18 protein-coding genes are annotated in these 26041 nt (G+C 55.2%); 10 read left to right on the top strand and 8 right to left on the bottom strand.

What is annotated here, in order from left to right; all coding sequences use genetic code 11:
- Positions 1 to 199: 199 nt before the first annotated feature.
- Both fliW and RC85_RS05740 read right to left on the bottom strand, forming a co-directional pair.
- A complete protein-coding gene (fliW, locus tag RC85_RS05745) occupies positions 200 to 652 on the bottom strand; it encodes a flagellar assembly protein FliW (RefSeq protein ID WP_068259710.1) in 453 nt (150 codons plus the stop codon).
- A 134-nt stretch (positions 653 to 786) separates the two neighbouring features.
- Complete coding sequence (locus RC85_RS05740) at positions 787 to 2742, bottom strand: flagellin N-terminal helical domain-containing protein (RefSeq protein WP_068259707.1); 1956 nt, start codon at positions 2740 to 2742, stop codon at positions 787 to 789.
- A 205-nt stretch (positions 2743 to 2947) separates the two neighbouring features.
- Between RC85_RS05740 and RC85_RS05735 the strand changes: the two genes are divergently transcribed.
- Positions 2948 to 3580 carry a tellurite resistance TerB family protein gene (locus RC85_RS05735; RefSeq protein WP_068259704.1) on the top strand — a complete coding sequence of 211 codons (633 nt, stop codon included), beginning with the start codon at positions 2948 to 2950 and terminating at the stop codon, positions 3578 to 3580.
- A gap of 106 nt (positions 3581 to 3686) precedes the next feature.
- Here the strand turns inward: RC85_RS05735 and RC85_RS05730 are convergent, their stop codons facing one another.
- The 3 genes from RC85_RS05730 to ftsH form a co-directional block, all read right to left on the bottom strand.
- Complete coding sequence (locus tag RC85_RS05730) at positions 3687 to 5681, bottom strand: multiheme c-type cytochrome (RefSeq protein WP_084422375.1); 1995 nt, start codon at positions 5679 to 5681, stop codon at positions 3687 to 3689.
- A gap of 105 nt (positions 5682 to 5786) precedes the next feature.
- Complete coding sequence (locus tag RC85_RS05725) at positions 5787 to 7043, bottom strand: DUF1573 domain-containing protein (protein WP_068259699.1); 1257 nt, start codon at positions 7041 to 7043, stop codon at positions 5787 to 5789.
- A 232-nt stretch (positions 7044 to 7275) separates the two neighbouring features.
- Positions 7276 to 9108 (bottom strand): ATP-dependent zinc metalloprotease FtsH, encoded by a 1833-nt coding sequence (gene ftsH / locus RC85_RS05720; protein ID WP_420821405.1) that lies wholly within the window; start codon positions 9106 to 9108, stop codon positions 7276 to 7278.
- Positions 9109 to 9944: 836 nt separating this feature from the next.
- On the opposite strand from ftsH, the gene dxr reads away from it, so the two are divergent.
- The 4 genes from dxr (at position 9945) to RC85_RS05700 (ending at position 15150) form a co-directional block, all read left to right on the top strand.
- Positions 9945 to 11195, top strand: a complete 1251-nt coding sequence (gene dxr, locus RC85_RS05715; protein WP_068259693.1) for a 1-deoxy-D-xylulose-5-phosphate reductoisomerase — start codon at positions 9945 to 9947, stop codon at positions 11193 to 11195.
- A 164-nt stretch (positions 11196 to 11359) separates the two neighbouring features.
- Positions 11360 to 13480: a site-2 protease family protein gene (locus RC85_RS05710; RefSeq protein ID WP_068259691.1), complete on the top strand. Its 2121-nt coding sequence runs from the start codon at positions 11360 to 11362 to the stop codon at positions 13478 to 13480.
- A 22-nt stretch (positions 13481 to 13502) separates the two neighbouring features.
- Positions 13503 to 14159 (top strand): futalosine hydrolase, encoded by a 657-nt coding sequence (gene mqnB / locus RC85_RS05705; RefSeq protein ID WP_068259689.1) that lies wholly within the window; start codon positions 13503 to 13505, stop codon positions 14157 to 14159.
- A gap of 64 nt (positions 14160 to 14223) precedes the next feature.
- On the top strand, positions 14224 to 15150 hold the full coding sequence (locus tag RC85_RS05700; RefSeq protein WP_068259687.1) for a 1,4-dihydroxy-6-naphtoate synthase: 927 nt from the start codon (positions 14224 to 14226) through the stop codon (positions 15148 to 15150).
- Positions 15151 to 15239: 89 nt separating this feature from the next.
- On the opposite strand, the gene RC85_RS05695 is transcribed toward RC85_RS05700, so the two are convergent.
- Positions 15240 to 16250, bottom strand: a complete 1011-nt coding sequence (locus RC85_RS05695; RefSeq protein ID WP_068259684.1) for a Gfo/Idh/MocA family protein — start codon at positions 16248 to 16250, stop codon at positions 15240 to 15242.
- A gap of 689 nt (positions 16251 to 16939) precedes the next feature.
- Between RC85_RS05695 and RC85_RS05690 the strand changes: the two genes are divergently transcribed.
- From RC85_RS05690 to RC85_RS05680, 3 genes are all read left to right on the top strand, one after another.
- Positions 16940 to 17332, top strand: a complete 393-nt coding sequence (locus tag RC85_RS05690; RefSeq protein ID WP_068259682.1) for a thioredoxin family protein — start codon at positions 16940 to 16942, stop codon at positions 17330 to 17332.
- A gap of 102 nt (positions 17333 to 17434) precedes the next feature.
- Positions 17435 to 18325: a UDP-N-acetylmuramate dehydrogenase gene (locus RC85_RS05685; protein ID WP_068259679.1), complete on the top strand. Its 891-nt coding sequence runs from the start codon at positions 17435 to 17437 to the stop codon at positions 18323 to 18325.
- Between the two features lie 162 nt (positions 18326 to 18487).
- Positions 18488 to 19351, top strand: coding sequence for a cell division protein FtsQ/DivIB (locus tag RC85_RS05680; protein ID WP_235033521.1), 864 nt, complete (start codon positions 18488 to 18490; stop codon positions 19349 to 19351).
- Positions 19352 to 19546: 195 nt separating this feature from the next.
- Here RC85_RS05680 and RC85_RS05675 read toward each other — a convergent pair whose 3' ends face one another.
- A complete protein-coding gene (locus RC85_RS05675; RefSeq protein WP_068259675.1) occupies positions 19547 to 20473 on the bottom strand; it encodes a hypothetical protein in 927 nt (308 codons plus the stop codon).
- A 182-nt stretch (positions 20474 to 20655) separates the two neighbouring features.
- Here RC85_RS05675 and RC85_RS27410 point away from each other — a divergent pair, with 182 nt between their 5' ends.
- Positions 20656 to 20997, top strand: coding sequence for a hypothetical protein (locus RC85_RS27410; RefSeq protein ID WP_149753021.1), 342 nt, complete (start codon positions 20656 to 20658; stop codon positions 20995 to 20997).
- Between the two features lie 28 nt (positions 20998 to 21025).
- Positions 21026 to 23701 (top strand): COG1361 family protein, encoded by a 2676-nt coding sequence (locus tag RC85_RS05670; RefSeq protein ID WP_149753020.1) that lies wholly within the window; start codon positions 21026 to 21028, stop codon positions 23699 to 23701.
- A 256-nt stretch (positions 23702 to 23957) separates the two neighbouring features.
- On the opposite strand, the gene RC85_RS05665 is transcribed toward RC85_RS05670, so the two are convergent.
- A complete protein-coding gene (locus tag RC85_RS05665) occupies positions 23958 to 25979 on the bottom strand; it encodes a protein kinase domain-containing protein (protein WP_084422372.1) in 2022 nt (673 codons plus the stop codon).
- Between the last annotated feature and the right edge of the window lie 62 nt (positions 25980 to 26041).

Genomic DNA, 26041 nt, shown 5'->3' with positions numbered 1-26041 from the left:
TCTCGCCGGGGTTCAGCCCAACGCCGTGAAGAGTTGTGGTCCCGGAAAACACGTGCTAGTTCGTTTAGCCGCGTGGGCATCGCCCCGCGCGTCGTGCGGATCGTAACGCGTGGGGCGATGCCCACGCGGTTAAACACTTTAGATTCCGCGCAGCTCGACTGAACCCTGGCGGGGTCAGCTACGGGCAGGGACCGTCAAGCTACGCGGCCAAGCGGGCGTCCGAGGCGCTTCCAGCGGACTGCAGCGGCAAGCTCTTTTGCAACGGTTGGCTGTCGTTGGTGATGATTTGACACCCCAAACGCCGGTCTAGGTTCAGCAACAACGGTGCGCGTAGGTTCGTCGTTAGCTTGCCAACGTGACCTGAAACGGTTGTCATAATGTACAGCTCGGCACCAGGTTTCATGTGCAGACATTCCAATTCTCGCCGAGTCACATGGACGCGATACGAATCGAAAAAGGCACGCGGGCTGACCAATGCAATCGCACGATCACCGCGTGACGCACTTTGCAGCCATGCAACCGACGGGTTTTGCGGATCAGGCAACAATGCCCATTGCCGAAGCGTTTCCATGCCAATCAATCCTTGTGGAAACAAGAACAATTGGTCAGTGTTCAGTTGCAAAGTACCGAAGCGTCTCGTTTCGATCCGCATGGTCGTATTCCTGCCGTGTGAAACCCGTTGTCAAATTCGGCGATGGTTGGATACCGATCGCACTCACCCGTTTTATCGGCACGATCACTTTGATCAATCGACGAAATCACGACAAGAATTCGAAGTGATTCAAGTTACAAGTAATTCAGCACCGTCAATTGAGACGTTTGGCCGATCACACGCAGCGAAGCCTCCAATGCGACCTGCCTTTGATTCAGATCACTGATCACGGTGGTAAGGTCAGCGTCGATTTCATTGGACAACTGACTTCTCATTGCGATCACGTCACTCTCGGCCGTTTCCTGCAACGCATCCAGATTCCTAGCCCAGACGCCAACCCGCCCTCGCGTCCGGCTGGATTGATCCAGGTCGGTGTCCAGCTTCGCCTGCAACCGACCAATCTCCGGAACGTCGCCCGCAAGGACCGCTCGCTGCAATCGAAGCAGGGTATCGAGCGCTCCGCCGGCGTCGCGTGGCACATAATCTTGACCAATAATCGTATCAACCGAACCCACCACACCGCCGCTAACTTCCGATTGACCAGGCGGAATCAGCCCAAGCTGAATGCCTGCATCGCTGGGTCCGTTTTGGCGAATGGTCAGCGGATCTGCGCCGGGCGGTGCTTTCAATTGCAATCCATTTCCAACATCATTTAGATCAACCAGAACTCGACGCGAATCCTGGTTTTGCGGATGGTTTCGGATCAACTCGATGACGTCTTGAATCGATTCAACGCCTTCAAGTTCCAGATCAAGTTCGACGCCGTCGGGTCGAGCGATCGTCAAATCCGGACCGTCAAAATTCAGACGCAGACCACGACCGCGATTCAAATCGGCAAGCAACGTTTCCTCGGTCGCTGAACGAATCCCCAAACTGCGTGCGTCGTTGCCGCCGTTTTCACCAATCGAATAGTCCACACCGCTACGCAAACTGCGCAGCACGATTCGACCTTCGGCTTCGTTCAGTTCAGCCTTCACGTCGGCATCGCTTCGATTGATTGCGATGATGACGTCGCCCAATGTTTCTGCGTCATCAAAGTTGACTGTAAAAGATTTGTCGCCCTGGTCGATTCGGATTCCAGATCCGAGCGATAATCCCGCGCCGTCATTTAGGTCGGTTAGCTTGGTTCCGAGCGTAACACGCGGCGAAAGACCGTCACCGATGATCGGCGGAGCGATCAACCCGGTTGGATTCGCGATCGCCAATTCGCGAGCCGTGGTGCTGCCGACCGAATCGGTGATCGCCATCGTTCCGGCCAATCCGTCTTCGTATTCGATGCGGATTCCGTCGCTGGTCAGCGAAGCCGCAATGGGGCGGCCGTCCAGCTCTACTTCTGATATTAACGATGCGACGTCGCCAATCGTTGCCGCATTGGTCAAGTCAATGTCTACGAAATTCCCGCCGCCTGAAATTTTGATCACGCCGGCCGTGACGCCTTGCCCACGTCGCAAGTCAACCAGTCGGCTGTTTTCATCCAGGGCAGCGTTAAGCGGATCGCCTTCCAAGAACGTCGCAAACGCCCCGATCGATTCACTTGCGTTGACATTGATCGCGGTCGGGATCCCTGCGCCCACTTTGGTTCGTGCAACCGCATCGGTTCCTTGAAACAAGATGTCTTTGCCGTCGAATGCAAACGCCGCGTCCGTGTCCAGGAAACCACCCAGCAATTGGTGATCTCGGAAAACAGAATTTCCCGCTGCGAAAACCGAATTGATTGATTCTTGGATGGAAGTCGCGATCGCCGCCCGTTCGTCATCCGAAATAATGCCCTGGGCTCCCTCGACAGCAGAAGCACGAGCCTGGATCAGTGCATTGTCGACGCGTTCGAGTGCAGAGTCGGCACCTTGATAGAAATTCGCCGTGCTGGTGGTGTTTCGTATCAACTGTTCCGACCGGTCGATTCCCCGGTGCAAAGTGATCGCGCGGCCGGCAGCAGCCGGATCATCCGACAACCGCAAAACCCGTTGTCCGGTGCTAAGTTGGTCATATTGACGCTGCAATTGCAATTGATCATTGTTCAATTGGAACAACAATCGCTGATTGCTCAGCGGTGTGCTGGTGCGCGAAGTTGAGACGGGAAGAAGCGACATACGACGAGTTTCACAAAACGGGTAGGGCGAGGCCTATCCGTTGTTATCGTCAGAATCGAACCTGGGCGATGAGTGAAACTTCTCCTTCAAACCTGCTTCGAGAAAAAGATGAACTCTGCTTGATTTGCGGGTAAAGTGATCCAGCGTGACTTTCGTACACCAAACGATTCGATGAACAAAACACTGAGCCTGGAATAAGCTAATCATGATCCTGATTGGAACCATGAACATTTCGACGACTCGCGATCGCGGCAATTTTTATTGCCCGTCATGCGCTGTCGACCAGACTTATCGCCTGCGTGCTCGACGTCCATTTTTGACGCTGTACTTTATTCCGACGGTTCCCGTTGCCGCGCCGGAACTCTTCGTCCAATGCGACGAGTGCCGTGCAACTTGGGATGTATCGGTGCTGGAAATGGATCGCGAATCACACGAAGCTTCCAAGGCTAGCCAATTTGCCGAGGAAGCGATTCGGGCCGCCGTTTTGGTGACGTTGGTCGATGGCACGATTAGCGAAGCGGAAATCGGCTCGCTGCAACGGCTTTCGGCGCGGTTGCTACAGCGAGACGTTGACCGTGATGAGATCGGAAGACTCTGTTCGATCGCTCAACAAAATCAAATCGAAGCGTCCAATTACGTCCTAACCGTTTCGCGACATTGGGACCGCTCGCAAGCTGCTGCTGCCTTGCAAGCGATGTTCCTGGCCGCGACCGCTGACCCAGAAATGAGCGACTCGAAATTAAAGCTACTCGCCAACATGCGCGAGATCCTGGAAATGACCGACCAGGAATACGAAGAAGCCGTCGAGGCTGCGCTCAATCTTGACACCTACGTCTAGGATCATGCGACTTTTCATGGTCGCCTTTCGCTCGGGAAGTCGCATGAGCTAGGAACTGTCCCGAATTAACTTCCCAGTTTCCCGTAGTAACCGGCCCCGCGCTACATCACTCCAAACCGTAGTGTTCGACTTGCGGCCAGTAGACATCTTCGAAGGCGTCGGGTTCGTGGAAGTCGATGCTATTGTCCAGGTCGTGGCATTCCATGCACTTCTCGCGAGCCTTGTCCATCGGCAATCGCATTGCTGCTCGCAATTGATCACGCAGGTCGCTGGACGCGTCGGACCCTTCGGCTTCGGCGGCCGAATGCTCGGCGCCTGGGCCGTGGCAATTTTCGCAACCGTTGCCCAGCAAGTGGGTGGATTCTTCCAACGATGTGTAGCCGCTTTCGTACGGGTAATACTCTTGCGGATTCCAGCCGGTCACGTGGCAGCTAATGCACTCGGGATCGAAGTGTCGTGGGACATCGCCGCGTTCTTCAGGCGGTTCAACGATGCTGTCGGTCGCATAGGCATGCGACGTGCCTTCCCAAACTTCCAGTGCTTCGGTGTGGCACTTGCCGCAGGTCGCGGTGCCGACGAACTTGTTGCCGGACGAATGAGGAATCGGCGGCATCAGGCCTAAACCATCCAGGCCGATGCTTTCCAATTGATCTTGGTAATCCTTCATCAGCCCACGCATTTCGGGTGCGTCGGCGAATTCGTGCGTTAGAGCGACCCGAGCATATTTCATGGTCGGCTTTGCTGCCGAAGCGTTCGCGTCGGGCTCAGCAGCAGGTTTCGCGTACAGCCCGATCAGACCGGCGTACATGCCTTTGGCACCCGTAAGAATCATCTTGGTTTCGCTGTCGTTGATCGCGGCGGGTTGGTAGGTCGGTTCCCCGTAGCCTCCAGCGACAACGACCAGGTCAAAGCCAGGAACTTCGCGAACCAGTTTTTCGGCGGACTCTTCCTTGCCGTAAAACATCAGCACTTTGAAATCCGGCGACTTCGCGGACAACGCTTTGATCGCGGCCTGAGCCGACGGCACCATGTCGCTGATGATGACTTCCGCACCAGGATCGACGGTCAACTTTTCGGGATCCAGAATGCTGGTCACGCCAACTTTGATACCATTCTTTTCCACCACCTTTGTTTGCGGCAGCATCTCGGGATCGAACAGCACCACGTTGGCGGAAACGTACAACGCATCCTCGGGCGAATCGCTGGCCGCGACCGCCAACAAATCACCAACGCCCAAGCGAATGTCTTCGGGACCAAAGCCGACCGCTTGGTAATTCATTTCGGTCAGAGCACGAGCGCTTTGTTGCAGCTTAATCGTCGCCTGTTGTCCGAATCGGCGAACTTGGTTTCCGACATCCATCGGGACCAGCGTCCAGCCTTTTTGTTTGAGTGTTTCCAGGAACGAAAACCGGCGTGCGACACCGCCCTTTTGTCGTTCCAGCCCGGTGCATCCACAGGGTTCGATGTAACCGTGTTGGTTGCCAGTGAAGACCAGCGTCAGGGTCGGCATGTCCCAAGTTTTGTAGGTTTCAGGTTCAGCGCCCGCCAACAAATCCGCTTTGATTGACGGTGCCTTAATCGAAGGCGGTTTCGGTTCAGACGCCTTCCGTTCCATTTCCAGTGCCCGAGCCAGTTTGGCTTCGCGGATCGCCGCGTCGGATTCGGGTTTGCCCTTTGGCGTAGGAATGACCTCAACATCGCTGGCGGTTTCAGTCGCGGTTTCAATGCTGTTTTCAATGCTGGTTTCGGTGTCGGCCGGTTGGGAAACCAAGTTCAATCGGACAGCGACCGTGCTGGCATCGGTCTTTGTCGATTTCGCCAATTGCGGAGCAGCAATTTCACTCGACATTTCCCCTTCAGCGATCACCGAATTACCAGACGCGACGCCCGGCATTTTTACTGAAAACTGTTCGTCGCCAGGTTCGGACACGGGCAGCGAATCGGCGGGGACGCAGCCCACCAAGCAACTAGTTAGCGCGAACACTGCCGCAGCGATCGCCACCCATGCGAGCGTCGTGATTGCAGAAACCGCCGCCAATGCGAGATGTCGTTTCACGATGGAGGCAGTGGTTTGGTGTGTTGGCAGGCTTTCAAGACTCATCAAAAAATTACCGCTAGCATTTTCTTGTTTGGACGACACCGCATCAGAAAAACCAACCGGCCGCCATCCGTTTCAACACCTCGTCCCAACACCTCGTCGAGATTTCTAGCGTGGCTGGATGGCGAAAGTCAGCACAATCCCCATTTTCGATACTAAAGGGTTATCGGACTCAATCCATACCTTTCCGTAGTCATCCTTGTTTTTACCGAGCCGTTCAATGGGATCTTTGCCCGGAATCAGCTCCAAGGTCAGGGGGTACAGTACCATCGACCCCCGACTTTTGGGTTCCCCAAGCGTTGCCTGGACGACTCCTTCGGGCGCAGTTTTCCCAACCCGCAAGGTCGTATTGTCGCGTTCTTTTCCCTTTAGCACAACAAAGGTTTTTGCCGTCAGCGAATCATCTCGCGAAATTTTCCCAAAGTCATATTGGTAACCGCCACCAGGACTACCTTTTAACTTGCTGCTTTCAATCATGCTGATCGATCCGACGACACGCCCACGCGTGGGGATCGCCAAGGTGGGTTGATCTGATGACTCGGCTGCGTCATCGGAACTGCCTTCTTCTTCACCAATCCAAGTGAACGGAAGCAGCAGATTTTGCGAGATCGCTCCTTGCCGTAATCCAGGGGCAACTTTTGTGGTCACACGAAAACCCTCAATCGCCGTCTCGCGCACTTCCTTAAATTCCGATTCAGGAATCCGCTGAATATCAAACTCGGCCAGTTCGGTGAGTTTATCGTTGCTGAAACTAAGCTCGCCCGGCTCGATCCGCTTGTCGGTGTAGTTGTACACCTCGCCGATGATCTCGAAATACTCGCCCGTCGCAACTTCGTTGAAAGTCCAGACGTCGGGAACATACTCAAAATCGCCAACGACTTTCCCAATAATTTCAAGCGTGACCGCGGGACTCTTGGGATCGGTCGTGATCAATTGCGCCGATTGCGAGAACTCTCGAACGCCTTGCTTGACGGTCCACGACAGTTTGACATCGGTTTCTTCACCGGGCTGCAGCGACGATTTGTCCAGGTCGCCGACGGTGCATTTGCAGGTCGAAGCTCCGATCCGCAGGTTCAGTTCTTTCTGGCCAACATTTTTGACTTTGAACAGATGCTCACCCTCGGCTCCAGGAGCCATCACGCCAAAATCGAATCGCGATTCACCAATCAGTTGAACACTTCCGTACAGGCCCGGACCTTCGGATTTGAACGTGACATGCTCAGTCACATTGTCAATGTTGACTTCGCCCGCCAGATCAAAGGGTCCAAACTTGGCTTCGCGATAACCAAATCGATTGTGGTTCAAAGCCCAGGCACCCGCTGCACCCAAGAACGCGGCCAGAGCAACACAAATCAGAAAACGCATGTTTGAAACGGGATTCGGAAAAAGGGGACAGGGACAGAACGCGACAACAGCGTTACGCAAGCCAGCGTGATTGGGTTCAGGTTGATCGATTTGCGAGTCGCAGCTAGCCTCTCCGGGGCTGTGATTTTTTGATAGTCGCCTTTCGCTCCGCGAAAGAAGCGTCGGTTATCGCAACTTTTGCGGAGCAAAAGGCGACTATTTGCCGACTAACTTCAAACCCTCACGCAGCGTCTCACTTTCCCTTTGCCGCTTGCAAATTTGATTCCTCACCTTCAGGAACCAATTTTGCTTTTGGCTTTTCGTTGACCGTTCCGGGGACCAACCATGGGCCGGTGGAATGTTCGTCGATCAGGCTCATCAATTCATCATTGTCGATCGATTCGACTTCCAGCAACCGCTGCGTGACGGCTTCCAAAACACCGCGGCGTTGTTCCAGAATCTCGCGAGTCTGCATCAGCGCGTCTTCGACGATTCGACCGACCTCTTTGTCGATCATCTTCGCCATCTCCTCACTGTGCATCGGTTGGTACGCTTCCCCACCGCCGCTGGCCAAAAACGCCGAACGATTACTGCGACGGAAATTGATTCGCCCCAACCGGCTCATGCCGTAATCCATCACCATGCTGCGTGCGATTTCAGTGCAGCGTTCCAAGTCGTTCTGCGCACCGGTGCTGATGTCCTGGAACGTCATTTCTTCGGTCAACGTTCCGGCCAGCAAGACTTTCATGTTGCTTTCCAGTTCGCTCTTGGTCATCAAAAAGCGTTCTTCGGCGGGACGCTGCATCGTGTAACCCAGCGCGGCCAATCCACGCGGAATGATGCTGACCTTGTGAACCGGGTCGGTGTTGGGAAGCGCCGCAGCGACCAGTGCATGGCCGGCTTCGTGATAGGCGACGCGGATTTTCTCGTCCGGATTCATCACTCGACTTTTCTTTTCCAAACCCGCGGTCACGCGTTCGACCGCTTCGTTGAATTCGTCATTGCCGACGGCCTTCTTTTCGCCACGAGCGGCAAGCAATGCGGCTTCGTTAATCAGGTTTGCCAGGTCGGCACCGACGAAACCGGGCGTGATCGACGCGATCTCTTTTAGGTTGACGTTTTCGTCCAGCTTGACGTTCTTGACATGGACCTTCAGGATTTCTTCGCGGCCAGAAATGTCGGGACGATCGACCAATACGTGCCGGTCAAAACGGCCGGGACGCATCAATGCGGGGTCCAGCGTTTCAGGACGGTTGGTGGCGGCGATCACGATCACGCCGCTGTTGGAATCGAAGCCGTCCATTTCGACCAGCAATGCGTTGAGCGTTTGTTCGCGTTCGTCATGCCCGCCCATCGTAGATCCGCTGCGAGATTTGCCAAGCGCGTCCAGTTCGTCAATGAAGATAATGCAGGGCGCGCGGCTGACGGCTTGCTGGAACATATCTCGCACCCGTGCAGCCCCGACGCCGACATACATTTCGACAAAGTCGCTGCCGGACAAACTGAAAAACGGCACGCCGGCTTCACCCGCAATCGCGCGAGCCAACAAGGTCTTGCCAGTTCCGGGCGGTCCAACCAATAGCACTCCCTTGGGAATGCGTCCGCCAAGTGATTGATACTTTTCGCTGTTCTTTAGGAAGTCAACGATCTCGTGGACTTCTTCGACGGCTTCGTCGATCCCGGCGGCTTCATCAAACGTGATCGCCAGGTCGTCTTGGCTCTGCAGTTTGCCTCGGCTGCGAGAAAACTGCATCGGCGATCCCATGCCGCCGATCCGACGCAGCATGAAGATGCCCAACATGATCAGGATCGCGATCATCAGCAGTTCGGGCCAATGTTCCATCAAGCGGCTCGGACGAGAGTTGTCCCAGGTGACGCCGGACGCGTTGAGGACTTCGACCAACCGCTGATGCTCGGATTCGTTTGCCGGATCACGAACGGATTCAAAGTCGGCTAGTTTCCATTCGGACCTTACGACGTTCGCGTTTTCGGTCGCAGAACCAGCGTCGCTGTTGGGTTGGACACTTTCATTATTACTGTTTGAATTTTCCGCTTTGTCATTCAGCTTGATCGTCTGATAAAGCACGGTGCCGACGATCGCGTCTTGCGAAACCGAGATGTCGTCCAGGGCTCGGTAGGCGACGTCAACGCCGGATGCTTTGGTCGATGGAACGATGATGGTCGGGATGGATGCTTCGCCGGGGTTGGAATCCGCTTGTTCGGCTTGGCCGTCTTGTTGGTCGTCTTGTTGGTCGTCTTGTTGGTTGGCCGGTTTTGCTTCGGCTGTTTTTTCCAACAACGCAATCAATTCGGGATATCGGATTCGCCGACTGCTGCTGCCGAACAGAAACGCACTCGCCATGACGCCGCCGACGACCAACAGCAGCACCAGCCACACGTTGCCACCGGATCGAGTTTCATTGTTGTTTCGTTGCGGTTTGTCAGCCATTTGCGATCATGTCAGGGGAAAAGGAATTGCCGAAAGGTTGCGTCGCTTCGGTTGGCATCATTCTGGTTGGGTATTTTTAGAGTGGGGCAATGGTATGGCAACCACCGCAAAGTCGATGGCAAACGCCAAGCGTCCTGAACTAATTTTGCGGAACAGGACGGTCGTGACGACGTGATGCCCGATTTGTTTCATGAACGCCGACCGACGGTCGCAAGGATTGCAAATTGCAAGTTAGACACTGCAAATTGCAAATTGTCGGTGAAAGACGGTCTGTTGTAATTTTCAATTTGCAATGTTCATCTTGCAATTTGCAATCACCTCGGGGTCTGGCGGTCGCACTAATCCTCAACTTCCAAATTGCCTTCCAAATCGCCGTAGGGTCGCGGCGTTGACCACGATCGACGATGATTCGGTCAACTTCGCGACAACTCTTGTGACCTCTTACTGCAACACTTTACTGCGGAAGCCAAATTTTGACTCTCAATCGGAACCATGTCGCCGTCCTGGGCGCGACCGGCAGCATTGGAACTGCGACCGCCGATGTGCTGCAGCATCTGGCGAAAACCGATCCGGACGGTAATTGGCGAATGTGGGCCGCGTCGGGGCACCAAAATCTGCCCGAGTTGACGAAAATTGCCGCCCAAATGGACTCACCACCCCAGCGATTGATCCTGTCATCGCCCGAAGCGGCCAAATCGTTCGACGGCACCGACGCCTTAGCCAGCAAATACGACGTTGGCGTGGGGACGAATGCGTTGGTCGATGTTGCGATGTCACCCGAGGTCGATACCGTTGTCGCCGCAATCGTTGGCCGAGCCGGTTTGGAAAGCACGTTGGCGGCGATCGATGCAGGAAAACGCGTCGGTTTGGCGAACAAGGAAACCATGGTCGTCGCAGGCCCGCTGGTTCGGCAAATGATGGCCAAAAGCGGCAGTGAATTGTTGCCAGTCGATAGTGAACACTCCGCGATCTTCCAATGTTTGGGCAATTGGGCCAGCACGCGGGCCGACACGCGGGCCGACGGAACCTCTGGCGATTCTGATGCACCCGCCAACCACGCTCCCAAACCTCGCAAGCTGATTCTGACCGCATCGGGTGGGCCATTTCGCGAGTGGTCGTCGGATCGAATCGCCGACGCAAGCCCCGCAGACGCCCTGGCCCATCCAACTTGGGAAATGGGCAGGAAGATCAGCATTGATTCGGCAACGATGATGAATAAGGCTCTCGAAATCATCGAAGCACGTTGGTTATTCGATTTGCCAGCCGACGCGATCGAAGTGTTTGTTCACCCACAATCGATCATCCACTCGATGGTCGAATTCGACGACGGCAGCGTGATCGCTCAGATGAGTCCGCCCGATATGCGATTGCCGATCCAATTTGCACTGACGTACCCCCGCCGTTTGCCGTCTCAATCGCCGCCGCTGTGCCGTAAACAGTCCTACGACTTGACGCTGGAACCGGCCGATCATGGTCGATTTCCGGCATTGAGCCTAGGATTTGAGGTTGCCAAAGCAGGCGGGACCGCCGGTGCGGTACTCAACGCGGCCAACGAACGAGCGGTCGGTCTGTTCCTGGACGGCAAAATTCGGTTTACTGACATCGCAGCCGGATGCCGCGACGTGCTCGAAAACCACACTCACGAAGAAAACCCATCGCTCAGCCGCATGCTGGAACTGGATCGCTGGGCACGGGTCGAAGTCGATCGCCGGTTTAGCCAATGAAATCAATCGATGGCAATTGACTGATGACAAACAACGATTGACAAATTTCCAGTTCATCAGGGACTCGATTTGTGATCAATGATTTTTCAATAGTTATTTGTCATTAGTCACTTGTCATTGCTGGCCGGCGAAAGCATTCACACCAACTTTTTACCAAAACTACCATGATTGAACTTTTCCAACTCCTTGCAGCCACCGATGACGCTGGATTTTTATCCGGGCTGATCGGCAATATCTTTTTGTGGGCCAAGGTGGCGTTGGGCATTGGCTTGGTGATTTTTGTCCACGAACTGGGACACTTCGTCGCCGCCAAATCGTTCGGCGTCAAATGCGAAAAGTTCTACGTGGGTTTTGATGTGCCGATTTCGATCGGTCCGATCAAGTTCCCGCGAACGTTGGGCAAGTTCACGTACGGCGAAACCGAATATGGCATCGGAGTCATCCCGCTTGGCGGCTACGTCAAGATGCTTGGCCAAGACGACGATCCACGAAAGCTGGAAGAAGAAAACAAGAAGATTCAATTGGCTGAAGAAACCGGCGAAGCTTACGAGGAACCGCAACTGGATCCGCGAAGCTTTCCCGCCAAACCGGTTTGGCAGCGAATGATCATCATCAGTGCCGGCGTCGTCGTGAACGTGATCACCGGCATCATGTTTGCCGCGATGGCATTCGGATTTGGTGTCGCCTACAAACCAGCCGTCGTCGGCGGCGTCACGCCCGGCGGGCCAGCTTGGCAAGCCGGAATCGAACCCGGCGGCCAAGTCGTTTCGATCGGCGATTTCCAAGACGACAAAATGCCGTTCCGCGAAATGCTGGGCGAGATCCTGACGTTGGGAATGAAAGGCGGCGAATCGATTCCCATCTCGATCCGATACGACGATGGTATCCGCGACTTCAACCTGAAACCGCAGTCCGATCCGGCTGACAAAGACATTCGTAGGATTGGCGTCGCGATGCCGAACTCCGTCACGCTGACTCAAACCGATTTTGCGATCCCCGATTCGGTGGCCGCCGATGTGCTAACTGATGAAGACGCCGGAGCGACGATCGTTGCCTTTGACGGGAACGAGATCGATGAAGACAAAATTGTTCCCGGGACCGCGTTTTACAATTATATGTACACGCATCCTGCCAAACCAATTGAATTGAAGCTGCGTCGTAGCGACGGTTCATCGCACAACGTGACGCTGCCGCCGCAAATGGCGAAATCGCTGGGCCTGCGACACAAAATTGGTCCCATTTCATCGCTCGTCGCCGACGGCCCCGCCGACGTGGCCGGAATGAAACCAGGCGACGTGATCACGGCCGTCGATGGCAACGAAAACATCGACGCGTATTCACTAGCAACCGATTTCGCCGGAGCCACCTCGCCAGCCGTCTTCACCGTGATGCGTGATGACGAATCGCTGGACATCGAAATCACGCCAGGCCAAATGCCGCAGCCGTTGGCACCAACGCATCCAATGATGAACGACATCGGGATCAACGTGTTCGGCTTGGCGTACAAGCCCGAAGCCGTGATCGCCAGCGTCAACAATTCGTTAGGCGTAGATGGCTTGCAGGCGGGCGACCGAATCAAGTCGGTGCGTTTGTTGATGTCCAAAGAAGACACGCCCGAATACTTGGACCCGCGCGGCACCGAAGAACTTCGCGAAGGTCGCGAGTTGTCGAAGTTGTATTCGATGAACATGCTGATCCGGGACTTGCAAGCTTTCCCAGTGGGAACCGAGTTTGAAGTTCACGCAATGCGAGGATCGACAGATTCCAAAGAAGGCGATTCCGGAGGTGGCGACAAAGTTGTCACCGCGACGTTGAAGGTGATGCAAGACGATCTGCCCGCGTTTGAACGGGGTTTGAATTTCCCACCAAGCGAAGCGATCCGCCAAGCCGGATCGCCGGGCGAAGCGTTGGCACTTGGCTTGAAAGAAGGCAAGCGTCGGTTCCAAGAAGTGATCCGTTTCCTGGGCATGCTGCCACGCGGCCAAGTAAAGCTGCGTCACGTTGGCGGTCCGCTGGCGATCGTTGACATTGCCAAGGGCGAAGCTGAAAAAGGCATCTCGCGTCAGTTGATGTTCTTGACGATGTTGAGCATGAACTTGGCGATCCTGAACTTCCTGCCCATTCCGGCACTCGATGGCGGACACATGGTGTTTCTGACCTACGAATTGATCGCCGGCAAACGAGCGAACGAGGCATTGGAATTTCGCTTGACTGTCGCTGGATTGTTATCGTTGTTAGCGTTGATGGTGGTGGTGTTTGCCAACGATGTGATGCGATATTTCTGAGCATACGTCTACAGCAGCAGCCATGAAATCCACCTTGATCCTTGTGCCGACGCCCGGCGAATTGGACCTGATCCGCGAACATTTTCCGGAACCGACATTCGCGTTTCAGCGAGTTGGTTTTGGGCCGATCGTGGCTGCTGCACGCAGCGGCGCGCTGATCTCGCGTTACCGACCATCGCGAGTGTTGTTGTTGGGGATTGCGGGTGCGTTTGACACCGATCAAACGCCGGTCGGAACCGCTTGCCGATTTGACCATGTCAAATGCGACGGAATCGGTGTTGGGTTGGGTTCCAACTTTCAAACGGCCGCGGATGTGGGTTGGAAACAATTCTCCGCCGACGATGCGATGCCCGAAGTCAACGACGGAATTCCGCTGGTATCCACCTACAATCCGGCCGTCCCCTGTGCTGGACCATTGTTAACGGTTTGTTCCGCATCGGCGTCCAGCGAAGAACGCGACCATCGCCAACGACGATTCCCAGGCGTTGCAGCGGAGGACATGGAAGGTTTTTCGGTTGCGGTCGCTTGCAGCCTTGCGGGTGTTCCTTTGCAGATCATTCGTGGCATCAGCAACGAAGTCGGCGACCGAGATAAAGCGAACTGGCAAGTCGAAAAAGCACTCGGTGCTGCCGCCACCATGGCGGTCGAAATCCTAGGCAACGAATGGTTCCCTTCGTAGGTCGGAACAAGCTCCGCGCCGTTCCGGCAACCGTCGTATTGCCGGAACTAAAACTTCACCAAGCATGAAAAACCAACCCATTCACCTTGGCATCTCAACTTGCCCCAACGATACGTTTGCGTTCGCGGCGCTGATGAATCGGCAGGTCGATTGGCGGGGGCTCGATTTCACGATCGACTTGCTGGACATTGCGGAACTGAATGACCGATTGGTTGCGGGTGAATTCGATGTTTGCAAAACCAGTTTCCATGCGGCTCTTTCGTTGACGGAACAAACGGTCGTCTTGCCGACTGGTTCGGCATTGGGCTTCGGTGTCGGACCGTTGTTGTTGGCGGCACGCGATGGCCAGCAACCCAGTGATCAGCAATCCAGTGATCAGCAACCCAGTGGTCAGCAATCCAGTGGTCAGCAATCCAGTGGTCAGCAATCCAGTGGTCGGGCACAAATCACGTTGTGTCCAGGCAAGCAAACGACGGCGACTTTGCTGTTTTTGCTGTTCTATCCCGACACCACTGAACTTCAGCAAACGGTGTTTTCAGACATCATGCCGCGTCTTCAATCCGGCACCGCCGACTTTGGCGTTTGTATTCATGAAGGCCGGTTTACCTGGCAGCAAGAAGGTTTGTTTTTGGTCGAAGATTTAGGCCAGCGTTGGGAACAGGAAACGCAAAGCCCGCTACCGCTGGGCGGCATTGTCGCCCGAAGAAGTCTTGGCGACAAAACGATTCAAACGGTAAACGAGATCATTCGTGATTCGCTGAAGTTCGCACATAACAATCACGATCAAGTCCTACCGACAATGCGCCGGTATGCGCAAGAGTTCGATGACGCAGTGTTGATGCAGCACGTTGAACTGTATGTCAACGAATGGACTTTGGATTTAGGCGAAGTCGGTGCCAAGGCGTTGAACACGCTGTCGAAGATGGCAAAGTCGATCGGCTTGATTGATAAAAATGCCCCGCCAATCGAAGTGATGCAGGATCAATCGTAGGCCGGAACAAGCGCAGCGCAGTTCCGGCAATTGCATGGTAGGTCATAGGATTGCCGGAACTGCGCTGCGCTTGTTCCGGCCTACGACAACTACAACGTCACCCACTGGCGATTCGCTTCGCTTTCATCGGCGGCAGCTAGGATTTTTGCGGCGGCGAAGGCGTCGTCGAGGTCGCTGGAATTTCGCAGCAAGCTGGTCACGCTGCGGTGAAAGTGCGAAAGCAATTGTTGGCCGACTGGCATTTCGGTATCGAGTGTTTCCATGTTGCGGCCCGCTTCGTCGAACCAAACCAATCCGCTGGGCAGATCAACAAACGCGATTCCGTTTTCACAACAAATGTGCATTCCCGCTGGCGAACGAAAACCGATCGCTTCTTTCCATGTGTCGGGAATGTAACTGCCGCAACTCAGTTGCGCCGTGACCGCCGGCGAATCATCGGTGGCGTTAAACGCCAAGCTTAAACAACGGTAGTCCGTCGTCGTTTTTTCGCGATCATCTCGACATGCGGTTTGATGCTGGATCGAAGTCACACCGTCGGCGGGACGTCCGACCACGTAGTGACACCAATCGGTCAGTTCGATCAATTCGCGTCGCACCGGATCAACGTGCGGACTTTGGCAAGCCGCTTCGTGTTCAAACATTCGGCGGTGACAGAAAATCATCTTGGGTTTGCCCAAGCGTGTCGCGATCAACTCTTTCAGACGCAGCGTCGCCGGTGCGAATCGCCTCGGGAATTCGACCATGAACGAAACGCCGGACTCCTCGATCGACTTCCGCATCTGTTGGTCTCGATGAATATCCAGATCCAAATCGCCAGCCCAATACACCGCCTTGCCAGCTTCGCACGCCGCCAACATCGGCAGCCACCCCAACCAAGTTCGCTGCAACACAATCACTGCATCGATATCGCATCGAGTCACCAATGATCGATAGCCCTCGATCGCGTCGGCTTGGAATTCGCCAGCCATATTTTCGGCCAGCTTTGCCACGGTGCTAAAAACGGCTCGGACATCGAATCGGTCATGCAGCACACGCAGCGACGGTGCATGTCGAGTTTTCCAGACATCGCCATGTCCGATGATTCCGAGTCGTAATTTCATGTTGGGTATCTCGTGAGCGGTTTCAGCGTCATCAGTGTGACGAAAAAACGCTCGTCAGGACACAGGAAGTAAAAATTTCTTCCAGGGTCCAGCAAAGAAGCGACAATTTTCCATGCCGTTTTGGCACGCACTAACTCATTGCTGATCAATAGTTTAAGAAAACAACTCAGGAATTAGCCGGGGGGTTGGTTCATTTTATCGGGGGGCACGTCAATAGCAATTTCCATGTTTTCTGGGCTAGGTCCTTGCGGCCTCATCGACCCTTCCTATACTCCGCCCAAGTTCACAACGACGGTGTGAGCGGAAAGGTTTGTGTGATCGTTACTGGTTCGCCAATTTGCGTGGGACCAACTGCGACGAGACTCCTTTGAGTCACCCGGAGAGCCTTTCCTGTTCCGCAGCGTTCCAGGACAGTGGTGGCGAAGCCAAGAACGGTTTCGCTTTGATGTCTTGAAGGTGAACCAACCCGGCGGGGAAAGTTGATTGCGTCCCCGCAAGACGACCAAGCTGACCAATTTTCTGCTGTGATGAATGAATCTCGCTAGCGAGTCTGACATTGCGGCTGGGTCGATGCACTGAAGCGAGGCAGCCCTCGTGCGTGCGGTGACTGACGGAATGAATTGGATCAGTAGGAGCAGATTTCCAAAGATCTCCGGTGGTTACTTTTCTTTACAAAGAGGGAGCTTTCTATGGTTTCGTTGTTACTCGCGTTCGTGCTTTCGGGCGTCACTAGTGAACAGCAACTCCAACAAGACTACGCGGACGCCTATCAGCAGTCGGTAGATCAAGAAAAACCGTTGATGGTGGTCGTGGGTGCCCCGTGGTGCCCAGCCTGCAACGTCTTAAAAGAAACAACGATCAAGCAAATGGCTCAAACCGGCGAACTTGATTCGGTCAGCTTGGCTGTGATCAATCGCGACGAAGAGCCTGAATTGGTGAAGCAACTGACGGAGGGCGAAAAGATGCTGCCCCAGATTATCGTCTTTACCAAAGACCATGGAAGCTGGAAACGTCGGCGGCTAATGGGTTTCCAGCCCAAACAGCCCGTGCGATCGTTGATCAAACGAGCTCTCGGAACCTAGCCGTTTCGTCTTTGGACCTGAATTAACAGGCTTCGCCGTGGGACTGCAATCGGCTATCTTTGCGTTGTATTGGACCTGCAATCAACACTTACCTAGCCGATCATGACCTTTCCCGACGAACTCTCTGCCGAAATCGCTGCTCTGATTCGCACCGATGAACCTCTCGGGCCACTTCTGTGGCTCGGGATCGGTGGACCGGCTCATTACTTTTCACAACCCAGCACCGTGGACGAGCTGAAACAGGTGGTTTCAGCCGCCAACGATGCCGGGTTGCCCGTCCGAGTTCTCGGCAGCGGGTCCAATGTCCTGGTCCGCGAATCCGGTGTCGACGGCTTGGTGATTTCACTGGCATCGCTGCCCGGTCAGGAACCGACCGTCGATGGCAGCACCATGACTGCTTTGGCGGGAACAAAACTCTCCACCGCCGTGATCGAATCCGTAGGTGCAGGACTGGGCGGTCTTGAACATCTTATCGGGATCCCCGGAACGATCGGCGGTGCCGTCGTTGGCAACGTGTCCGCGGGCGGTCGAGACATCGGCAGCGTGGTCCACAAAGTGACCGTGTTGGAGAAGGACGGTAGTCTGCGAGTTCTGGGGGCCGAGGAAGTCGGTTTCTCGCACCGCAAATCGTCGCTGACCGGTCTGATTGTCTACAGCGTCACGTTTTCGCTTGAACCTCGCGACGCGGCCGAGCTGACCAAACGCATGCAAAAGCTTTGGATCAGCCGCAATTCGACTCGCCCGGACGAAGAACGTCGGATCGCGATGCCGTTTATCGATCCAGATTCAATGCCGGTTCGTGAATTGATTGCATCGGTGGGCTTATCGGGCAGCCGCGAAGGCGAGGTTTCTTTGGACGCCAATCGCCCCAGTTATATGGTGGCACATCCAGGAGCGACCAGCGATCAGTGCCTGAAATTGATCGAGCGGGTCCGCGAACAGGTTCTATTGCAAACCGGGATCGACTTGCAGTTGAACCTGCAAATCTGGTAATCCAAGGTTGAAACAACCTTCATCCCAACCCGAAGCGTAAGCGAGGGATTTCGGCATCCATGCGGAATTCCCGGCTAACCAACCTGTTGATTTAATCAGCCGCTTCGTATTGGGATTTGCGAGATCAGATTTGCGAGATCAAGGAAGACTCACCCAGTGGCAATGCGCAACGAACTGCCGGAATCCAATCGACCGATCCGAGACTTGATTCGGCGGCTCATTAAGGCTCCCGCTGCGCTTTCAATCCTCTGGCCAGCGATCCTAATTCTCGGCGGCTACTTGGCGTGGCATCGTTGGGGTGCCCAGCATGTTGCCGCCGGACTTGGCGGCGTCCGCGCCGAAGCCATCCAGGTCACCGAGCCACCGATGTACGTCCGCAGCGACGTGATCAATTCGGTTTACAACGACACGGCCATGAGTGGTTTGTCATTGATGGATCGATCGGCGACGTCAAAAATCGCAGCCGCATTTTCGATGCATCCGTGGGTTCGCGACGTCTTGTCGGTTCGCAAGCTTCCCGGCGGCGTGGTTGATGTTCGATTGGACTATCGATTGCCGGTCGCGATGACGCGAGTCTACAAACCTCAGTACGCGTCCAGCGAAAAGTACTACCTTCCCATCGATGGCGAAGGCGTTTTGTTGCCCAGTGAAGAATTTGCACGCAGCGAAACACGCGACTTCATTCACATTGAAATACCGGGCGTCGATTCCAACAATCGACCAGGGACAAAGTTCGGTGATCGACGTGTCGAAGCCGCAGCAGCCCTAGCCGAAATCCTAAAACCGTTTCGCGAGCAGGCAGAAATCCGATCAATCCAAGTCGTCGGCGACTCGCGTTTCAACGACGTCCCACAACTAGAAATCGAAACCACCGACGGCCGCCGTTTTGCATGGGGCAATCCACCCGGCCTGGAAGCCCCCGGCGAAGCGACCGCCGAAATGAAGGTTCAAACGCTGCTTCAAGCCGACAAAACCGCCACGCTAGACCTGCGAATGGCCCGCCCAAGAACCGATTTCCGCCGGTAAGGAACGTGCGACTCCTGATCGCCGCCAATGGGCGAGCCAGTGGTCTAGCGACCCTTGAAAGTAGGCCGTAGCGAGCCATAGCGAGTTACGGCGAGTTACGGCGAGTTACGGCGTTGCGCAAATTGCCGTAACTCGCTATGGCTCGCTACGGCCTACATGCTGGCGATCAGGGAAATGTGCCGTTCACAGCGTTCCTTAATTCCGCGTCAAATCCCAGGCGGTCAACCACGTCGTACCGGTCGCTTTCATCCCAAAGTCGGCTTCCAATCGCTCGGCCATATCCGGCAAGTGCCCAGCCCCGTAGAAGACTGCGACTTCTTCTTTGCCGGCGGCTAGCTCTTCGGACAAAACTGAAAACGCTTTGACGTTGCGGCCTTTGATGATCGTGTTGTCGCCGTTGGCATCGTTCATTCCTGCGGTCACTAAATCGATGTCAATTAACTGCTTGGCCATTGTTTGCTTCATCATCTTGGAACGGTTCTCGCTAAAGAACGCCAACAACATTCCTCCGTCGCCCGCACCGGCCGCCTGCGATGCCAAGCCAGCACCCATCATGCGAGCGACCATCTTGACGACGCTGTCACCGCGCCGCTTCAAGTCTTCGACAAACTCATCGGGACTCATGTCGGCGTGCCGGAAATTCTCGGCCATGTAGTCCACCAGTTCCAGTTGGTATTCCAAATTCAGCATGTCCTTCATGCCAGTTTGCATCGACGCCAACATCGAACGGCGTTTCTTTAAGTCCTCTGGGCGAATGCGAGTTCCATCGGGCGCGACCAATTCGTACAGCACGCTGTCGTACTTCGACAACCGCTCATTCAGATCCTTGTAGTACTCGCCTTGTCCAATGTGAACGACGCCGACCAAATCAACGATCGCACCGTCGTGCTTGGTTCCCGGCTGACCTTCGTAACGCACAATCGCGGTCTGCAACGCCTCAGGCTTGTCCTGATCCGTTTTTTTGATCCGCATATAAAGAGCTGAATCGGAAACATCCGCTTCGGGCTTTGCATCGGCGACCTTTTCCGATGCCGCCGGTGGCGTGGCAACGTCGGTCTGGGCAAGCAAGCGATTGGCAATGCCTGTGAAGAGCAAAAACAGCAGGGCCATTAGGAATCGCATCGGTTGTTCTCAAGAGTGGAAAGTAAACGTAGTGAACGTACGGCCGTAGCGAGTGAAGCGAGTTACGGCATCGAGTGTTCGTACAACAGCATCATAGCGCGGCTGCCAAATTCCGACAACTTGAACGACTGTGATAAACCGCATCTTCCGAACCAAAATGATGCAAAGAGTCACCCGAGTCGTTGTATTTTCGCCACACGGCAAAGTTTCGCGTGCTAGCGTTCAGTGGTCAAAATCTGTTCGGACCACTTGTAGCGGAAGTCGCCAAGACTTTCGGTGATCCCACATGGGAAGACGCCGAAAATCTTGGCGAGTTCCGCTACGGAACCCCATTCCCCCAACAACCGCTGACCGCAAGCCTGGCTTCGCGATCGCGTTTTAATCGACGGAACGATGAAAACAACAACCCACCGATCAACGACCGCACCGCTTCCGCAATTAATGTTGTGCGTGGCTGTTACTGCGATCGCGTTATTGGTGGCGGTTTCATCGGGCTGTACGAGATTACGATTACCGGCAATTGATCCAACCGGATCTTGCCTGTTTTCACCATTGCCCACCACCACCGGCCTGGCGTTGCCCGGTTCCGGTGGTGAAGGCTGTGGTTGCCTCGGCTGTCTTGGCAACGGATCGTGCCTCAGCAATTTTGGCAACTGCTTTCGCAAACCAGATTTCGCGTGGCCCACGCCCGCCTTCCCCGAACCAGTCGATCCACCACCTTGCGCCGTTCCATCGGCATCAACTGCCCTGGGTGCATCCAACGAACCCTGCGTCCCCAGCGCCGCCTGCAACGGCAGTTGCCTGACCGGACCTCGCGCCGTTTTACTTGGCGACGAAATTGACGCCGGTTGCGGTTGCCCCGGCAACACTTGTGTCGGAAACTGCCTTGGCAATCTGCCCGATCGCGGCAAACGCGGTTGCATCCTGCTGTCGCCTCAGAAAGTTGTCGCGCCCGTTGGCGGCGAAGTCGTGCTGCTGTCCGGTGTCTGCGGAACCGACGGCTATTTGCAGATGAACGAAAAATTAGAATGGATGCTCGCGCCCGATAGCGTCGGCAACTTCATCCAAGTCGGCGATGACGATCCCGGCGTGATCGGCCGCCTGGTCGGATCCAGCACCCGCCCTGAAAAACGTGATCCGTCCTATGCGATTGGCATCACCAGCACCAAGCAAACGCTGATCACTCGCGGCAACACTGACCCGCGCGACGATGTCAAATTAGAAAAAGGCCAAACCTGGCTCACGATTAGCAGCCCCAGCGAAGGCGTCAGTCACGTCACCGTTCTGGCACCGGAAAGCGAGTGCTGGGACCAACGCAAAGCGACCACAACGATCTACTGGGTCGATGCCAAGTGGGTCTTTCCATCGAATCAGATTTTGCCAGCCGGACAACCTGCCGACCTGAACACGCATGTCACTCGCAGCGAAGGTGGATTGCCCGCCGAAGGCTGGATCGTGCGATACGAAATCATGAACCCTGAATTGGCAACCTTTGCGGGAACCAACGGTTCATCGCTGGTCGAAGTTCCTGTCAACGCATCTGGCGACGCGGCGGCTCAGCTTGTTCCGACGCCCGGCACCAGCGGAACCGCACTGGTGAACATGCAAGTCATCCGCCCTGGTGGAAAACTGGACAACGTGCCGAAGCTAACACTCGGCGAAGGCCAAACGTACATCACTTGGTCATCACCCAAGTTGGCCATTCGCGCCGGTGCTCCCGAAGTCGCATCGTTCAACGTTCCCTTCACGGTCGCTGCGGTCGTATCCAATCCAGGCAACCAACCAGCGACCAATGTTCGCGTGGACGTTCCGTTGCCACCGGGCACCAGTGCCGTTCGCGCCGATAGCTTTGCACAGATTTTACCCAACAGTGTTTCTTGGGAAATCGGAACGATCCCACCGCAAACCGAACTTGAACTGTTCATGGACGTGGTCGCCCAATCGCCCGTGGACCTGAACTATGTCGCACGTGGTGACGGCCTGATCAGCGAAGACACCGTTCGCGTCGATATCTTCCGCCCATCATTGTCGCTGGCCGTCCGTCCGCTTGAAACTCGCGTCGAAGCCGGCCAACCGGTCACGTTCATCATCGATGTTAAAAACACATCCGACCGTCCGCTGACCAATGCCAAGCTGGTCGTCAACGGCGATGGTGCCATGATTCACGAATCGGGTGACGTACGCGTCGAAGACATCAAGGGTGGTGCATTGCAACCCGGCGAAACTTGGGAAAAGAAAGTCATCTACACACCGACGTCCAGCGGTCGCCGATGCATCAACGTCGAAACGACCACCGATGGCGGCCAGCGTGCCGTCGCCGAATCCTGCGTCACCGCGATCAACCCAATTCCTGAAACACCCGTCCTGTCCGCCCGCATCGATGCGATCGATCGCATGGCGACTGGTCAGGAAGTCACCGCAACGGCACAGATCTTTAACGAAGGCCGCGGCGATGCAAAGAACGTAAAAGTTGAAATGGTTTTCGATCCTCAACTGCAACCGATCTTTGCCACCGAAGGTGCCGATCAAACGCGTCTGGGACAAAACATCATCAGTTGGACCGTGCCAGAAATCAAAGCCGGTTCGTCGGTCCCGCTGGCCGGCAAGTTCCGAGCGATCAACATCAACCCGCGTGCGGCTGTTCGTGTCCGTGCCCAAAGCGAAGAAGGCTCCACCGCCAACGCGGATCTATCGATCAACATCTTGGACGGAACACCACCACCTGCACCGCCGCGTCAACCCGATTTGCCACCTGCATCACCTGCACCACGCATCCCCGGCGGTGCCGCGCCGCAGCCACTGCAAGGTGCTCCTGATGAATTGCCGCCGCCTGCACCGCTAGGCCCGCAGCGTAGCGGTCGCATGCAGACATCGATCATCGGTTTGTCGAATCCAGTACGAGTCAACGATCCGATTCGATACACCATTCGCGTGGTCAACGACACCAACACGCCCGACAGCCAAATCGACATTCAGTTCCCGCTGGCCGATGGCGTCAAGCTGGAAAACCTAGTGCCAACGACCAACCCAGAACTGGGACTGTACGAAATCAAGAACGGCAAAGTCCTGCTGCCCTACGTGCCAAACTTAGCACCGGGCGAAGCGGTCGAATACAACGTCGTGCTTAGCAGCAACCAACCGCAAACCTTCCCGTTTGAAGTGATGGTGCGAAGCGAGAATAATCCCGATGGATACGTCGAGTCGATTCCCACCACGGTTGTACCGTAGGCTGTCTTAAAACGTAGCTGATCCCGCCAGGGTTCAGTCCTAGATCCGTTCAAGCACCATCGAGACAATTGGTAGCGAAAGTCGCCAAGACTTTCGGTTTGTCGAGTTGCCGAAACTCTTGGCGAGTTTCGCTACGCCACTTATTATTCCGACGGTCCTAAGCTTGACTGAACCCTGGCGGGATCAGCTACGAGCAGGTCGCACGTTGCGCTTCATCTTTGCCGTAACTCGCTTCACTCGCTACGGCCTACTTTGCCTACTTCGGCAACACGACACCGTAGACTTCGACCGTCCTACCCTGATCATCAAAGATCGGTTGGCCGCGGACGATGACGTCGCGGTATTCGCCGCCGGCAACTTTTTGCAAGATTGATATTTCGTAAGCAATCCCCGATTCAATGGCGCTGCGAACGGCGCGTTGTAGGCGTTCTTGGTCGTCGGGATGAACCATCTCGAAGTACTCTTTGCTGGTCGGCGATCCTTCTTCGTGGTTTCGACCGGTCAGGTCAAACGTTTCGCGGCTCCATGACACGCGATCCGTTACCACGTCATACGACCAGGTTGCCAACCCGGCTAATCGCTGCATGTCACGCAAACGCTGACGGCTCTCGTTAAGTTCCTGCTCGGCTTTTTTGCGAAGCGAGATATCGCGGATCGTCGATACCACCATCTCCTCTTCTTCGACCTTGACCGAGCGACTGTTGATTAACACATCCACGCGACGCCCATCACGATGCTGAAGCACGGCTTCAAACTCATCGACCTCGCCGTGGTTCTCCATCGCCTTGACCAAGTCTTCGCGACGATTCGGGCAGACCCACAAATTGATTTCATCGATCGCTTTCCCGACAACTTCGCTTCGCTGAAAACCAAACAGCCTCGAAAAAGCTTCGTTCAGCTCGACCACTTTTCCGGATTCCCGCTGTAGCAACAATCCCGGATCGGGCGACTTGATGAACAGCGCCGAATACCGCGACACTTTTCGCTCGCCAACTTCACGCTGGTTGATTTGCTTTCGCAGTCGCTTCGCATCATCGGATTCAGATTCGTCAATCGACTCATAGATCGTTGCAGCCAAGTCTAAATCGCCTCGTTGCGAAGCAAGCTTTGCCAACTGCATTTGAAACTTCTTTTTGATTTCAATCGCACGACGATTGCCACTCCAAAGCTCAATCGCTTCACTCAATAGCGTTTCGGCAGTGCTGTAATCGCGATAAGGCTCGCTACCATCGGATTCTTCAATCCGCCTGATGGCTCGCTTGGTCAAACGAACGCTTTCTTCGTGTTGGCGGTGCCGTTTGATCGCTGCAATAAACTCATCGACGGTCGCGTATCGGTCCTCTGGATTGGTTTCCATCGCCTTCATCGCAACGTCCATCAACTCGCTTTCGACGTTAGTTTCGCGGATCACATTTTTCGACGCGTTGGAAATGCACTCGATCAACGTCTTTCCATCGTGCGGCGGAAAGCCAGTCAAAATCTGGAACAGCGTCGCACCCAACAAGTAGACATCGCTTTGCAGAACAATGTCGCTGTGGAATCCGGTTGCCAATTCGGGCGGCATGTACGCGGGCGTCCCGCCGATGGATTGATACAGGTCGGCTTCGTCGTTGTCGTCTTGCCGATTGATCGCCAGCCCCCAGTCCGCCAGCAACACTTCCCCGAATCGTCCCAACATCACATTTTCGGGTTTGATGTCGCGGTGAATCAATCCACGTGAATGCGCGTAGCGAATTCCGTCGGCGACTCGCAGCAGTGTTTCGACGTTCTGCTGAGGCGTCATGTCGGCAATCTGCTTATCCCAACTCGTCCCGTCGATCCGCTTCATCGAGTAGTACAGATTGGCGTCGTCATCGACATAGACTTCATGCAACGCGATCACGTTGGGGTGATCCAATCCGCCAATGACCCGCGCTTCGGTCAAAAACCGCTCACGCGAAACATAGCTATCCGCTAACTCGCTGCGAAGCATTTTGACCGCGACTTCGCGATCGACGGCTCGCTGGTGCGCCTGGTAAACCACCGCCGTCCCGCCGCTGCCCAATTCGCCGACCAATCGATAATCAGGGTCATCGGATGCCCGTCGCGACAGAGACATCGATGCCACGTTGCGACGCGGAACGATATTGTTGCCGAGTGCTTCACCCTGGGAGATCGACGCAGTCGGAGTGTCAATCGAAACCGTGTTGGTGTTCTCAGAACCATTGGCCTCCAAACGACGGGCTAAATCGCCGTCGTTCATGATCGTTTCTAATAGGTTCAGAGATTCGGTGGTCATTGAAGTTAGATTTGTAAGTTGGGCAAAAACGATGGAGGGGCAAAACCATTACAGGTTCGATT

This window comes from Rubripirellula obstinata (assembly GCF_001642955.1).
In the GTDB taxonomy this organism is placed as follows: domain Bacteria; phylum Planctomycetota; class Planctomycetia; order Pirellulales; family Pirellulaceae; genus Rubripirellula; species Rubripirellula obstinata.
Note: the sequence above shows the minus strand (reverse complement) of the source record. Positions and strands in the feature narration are given on the sequence as shown.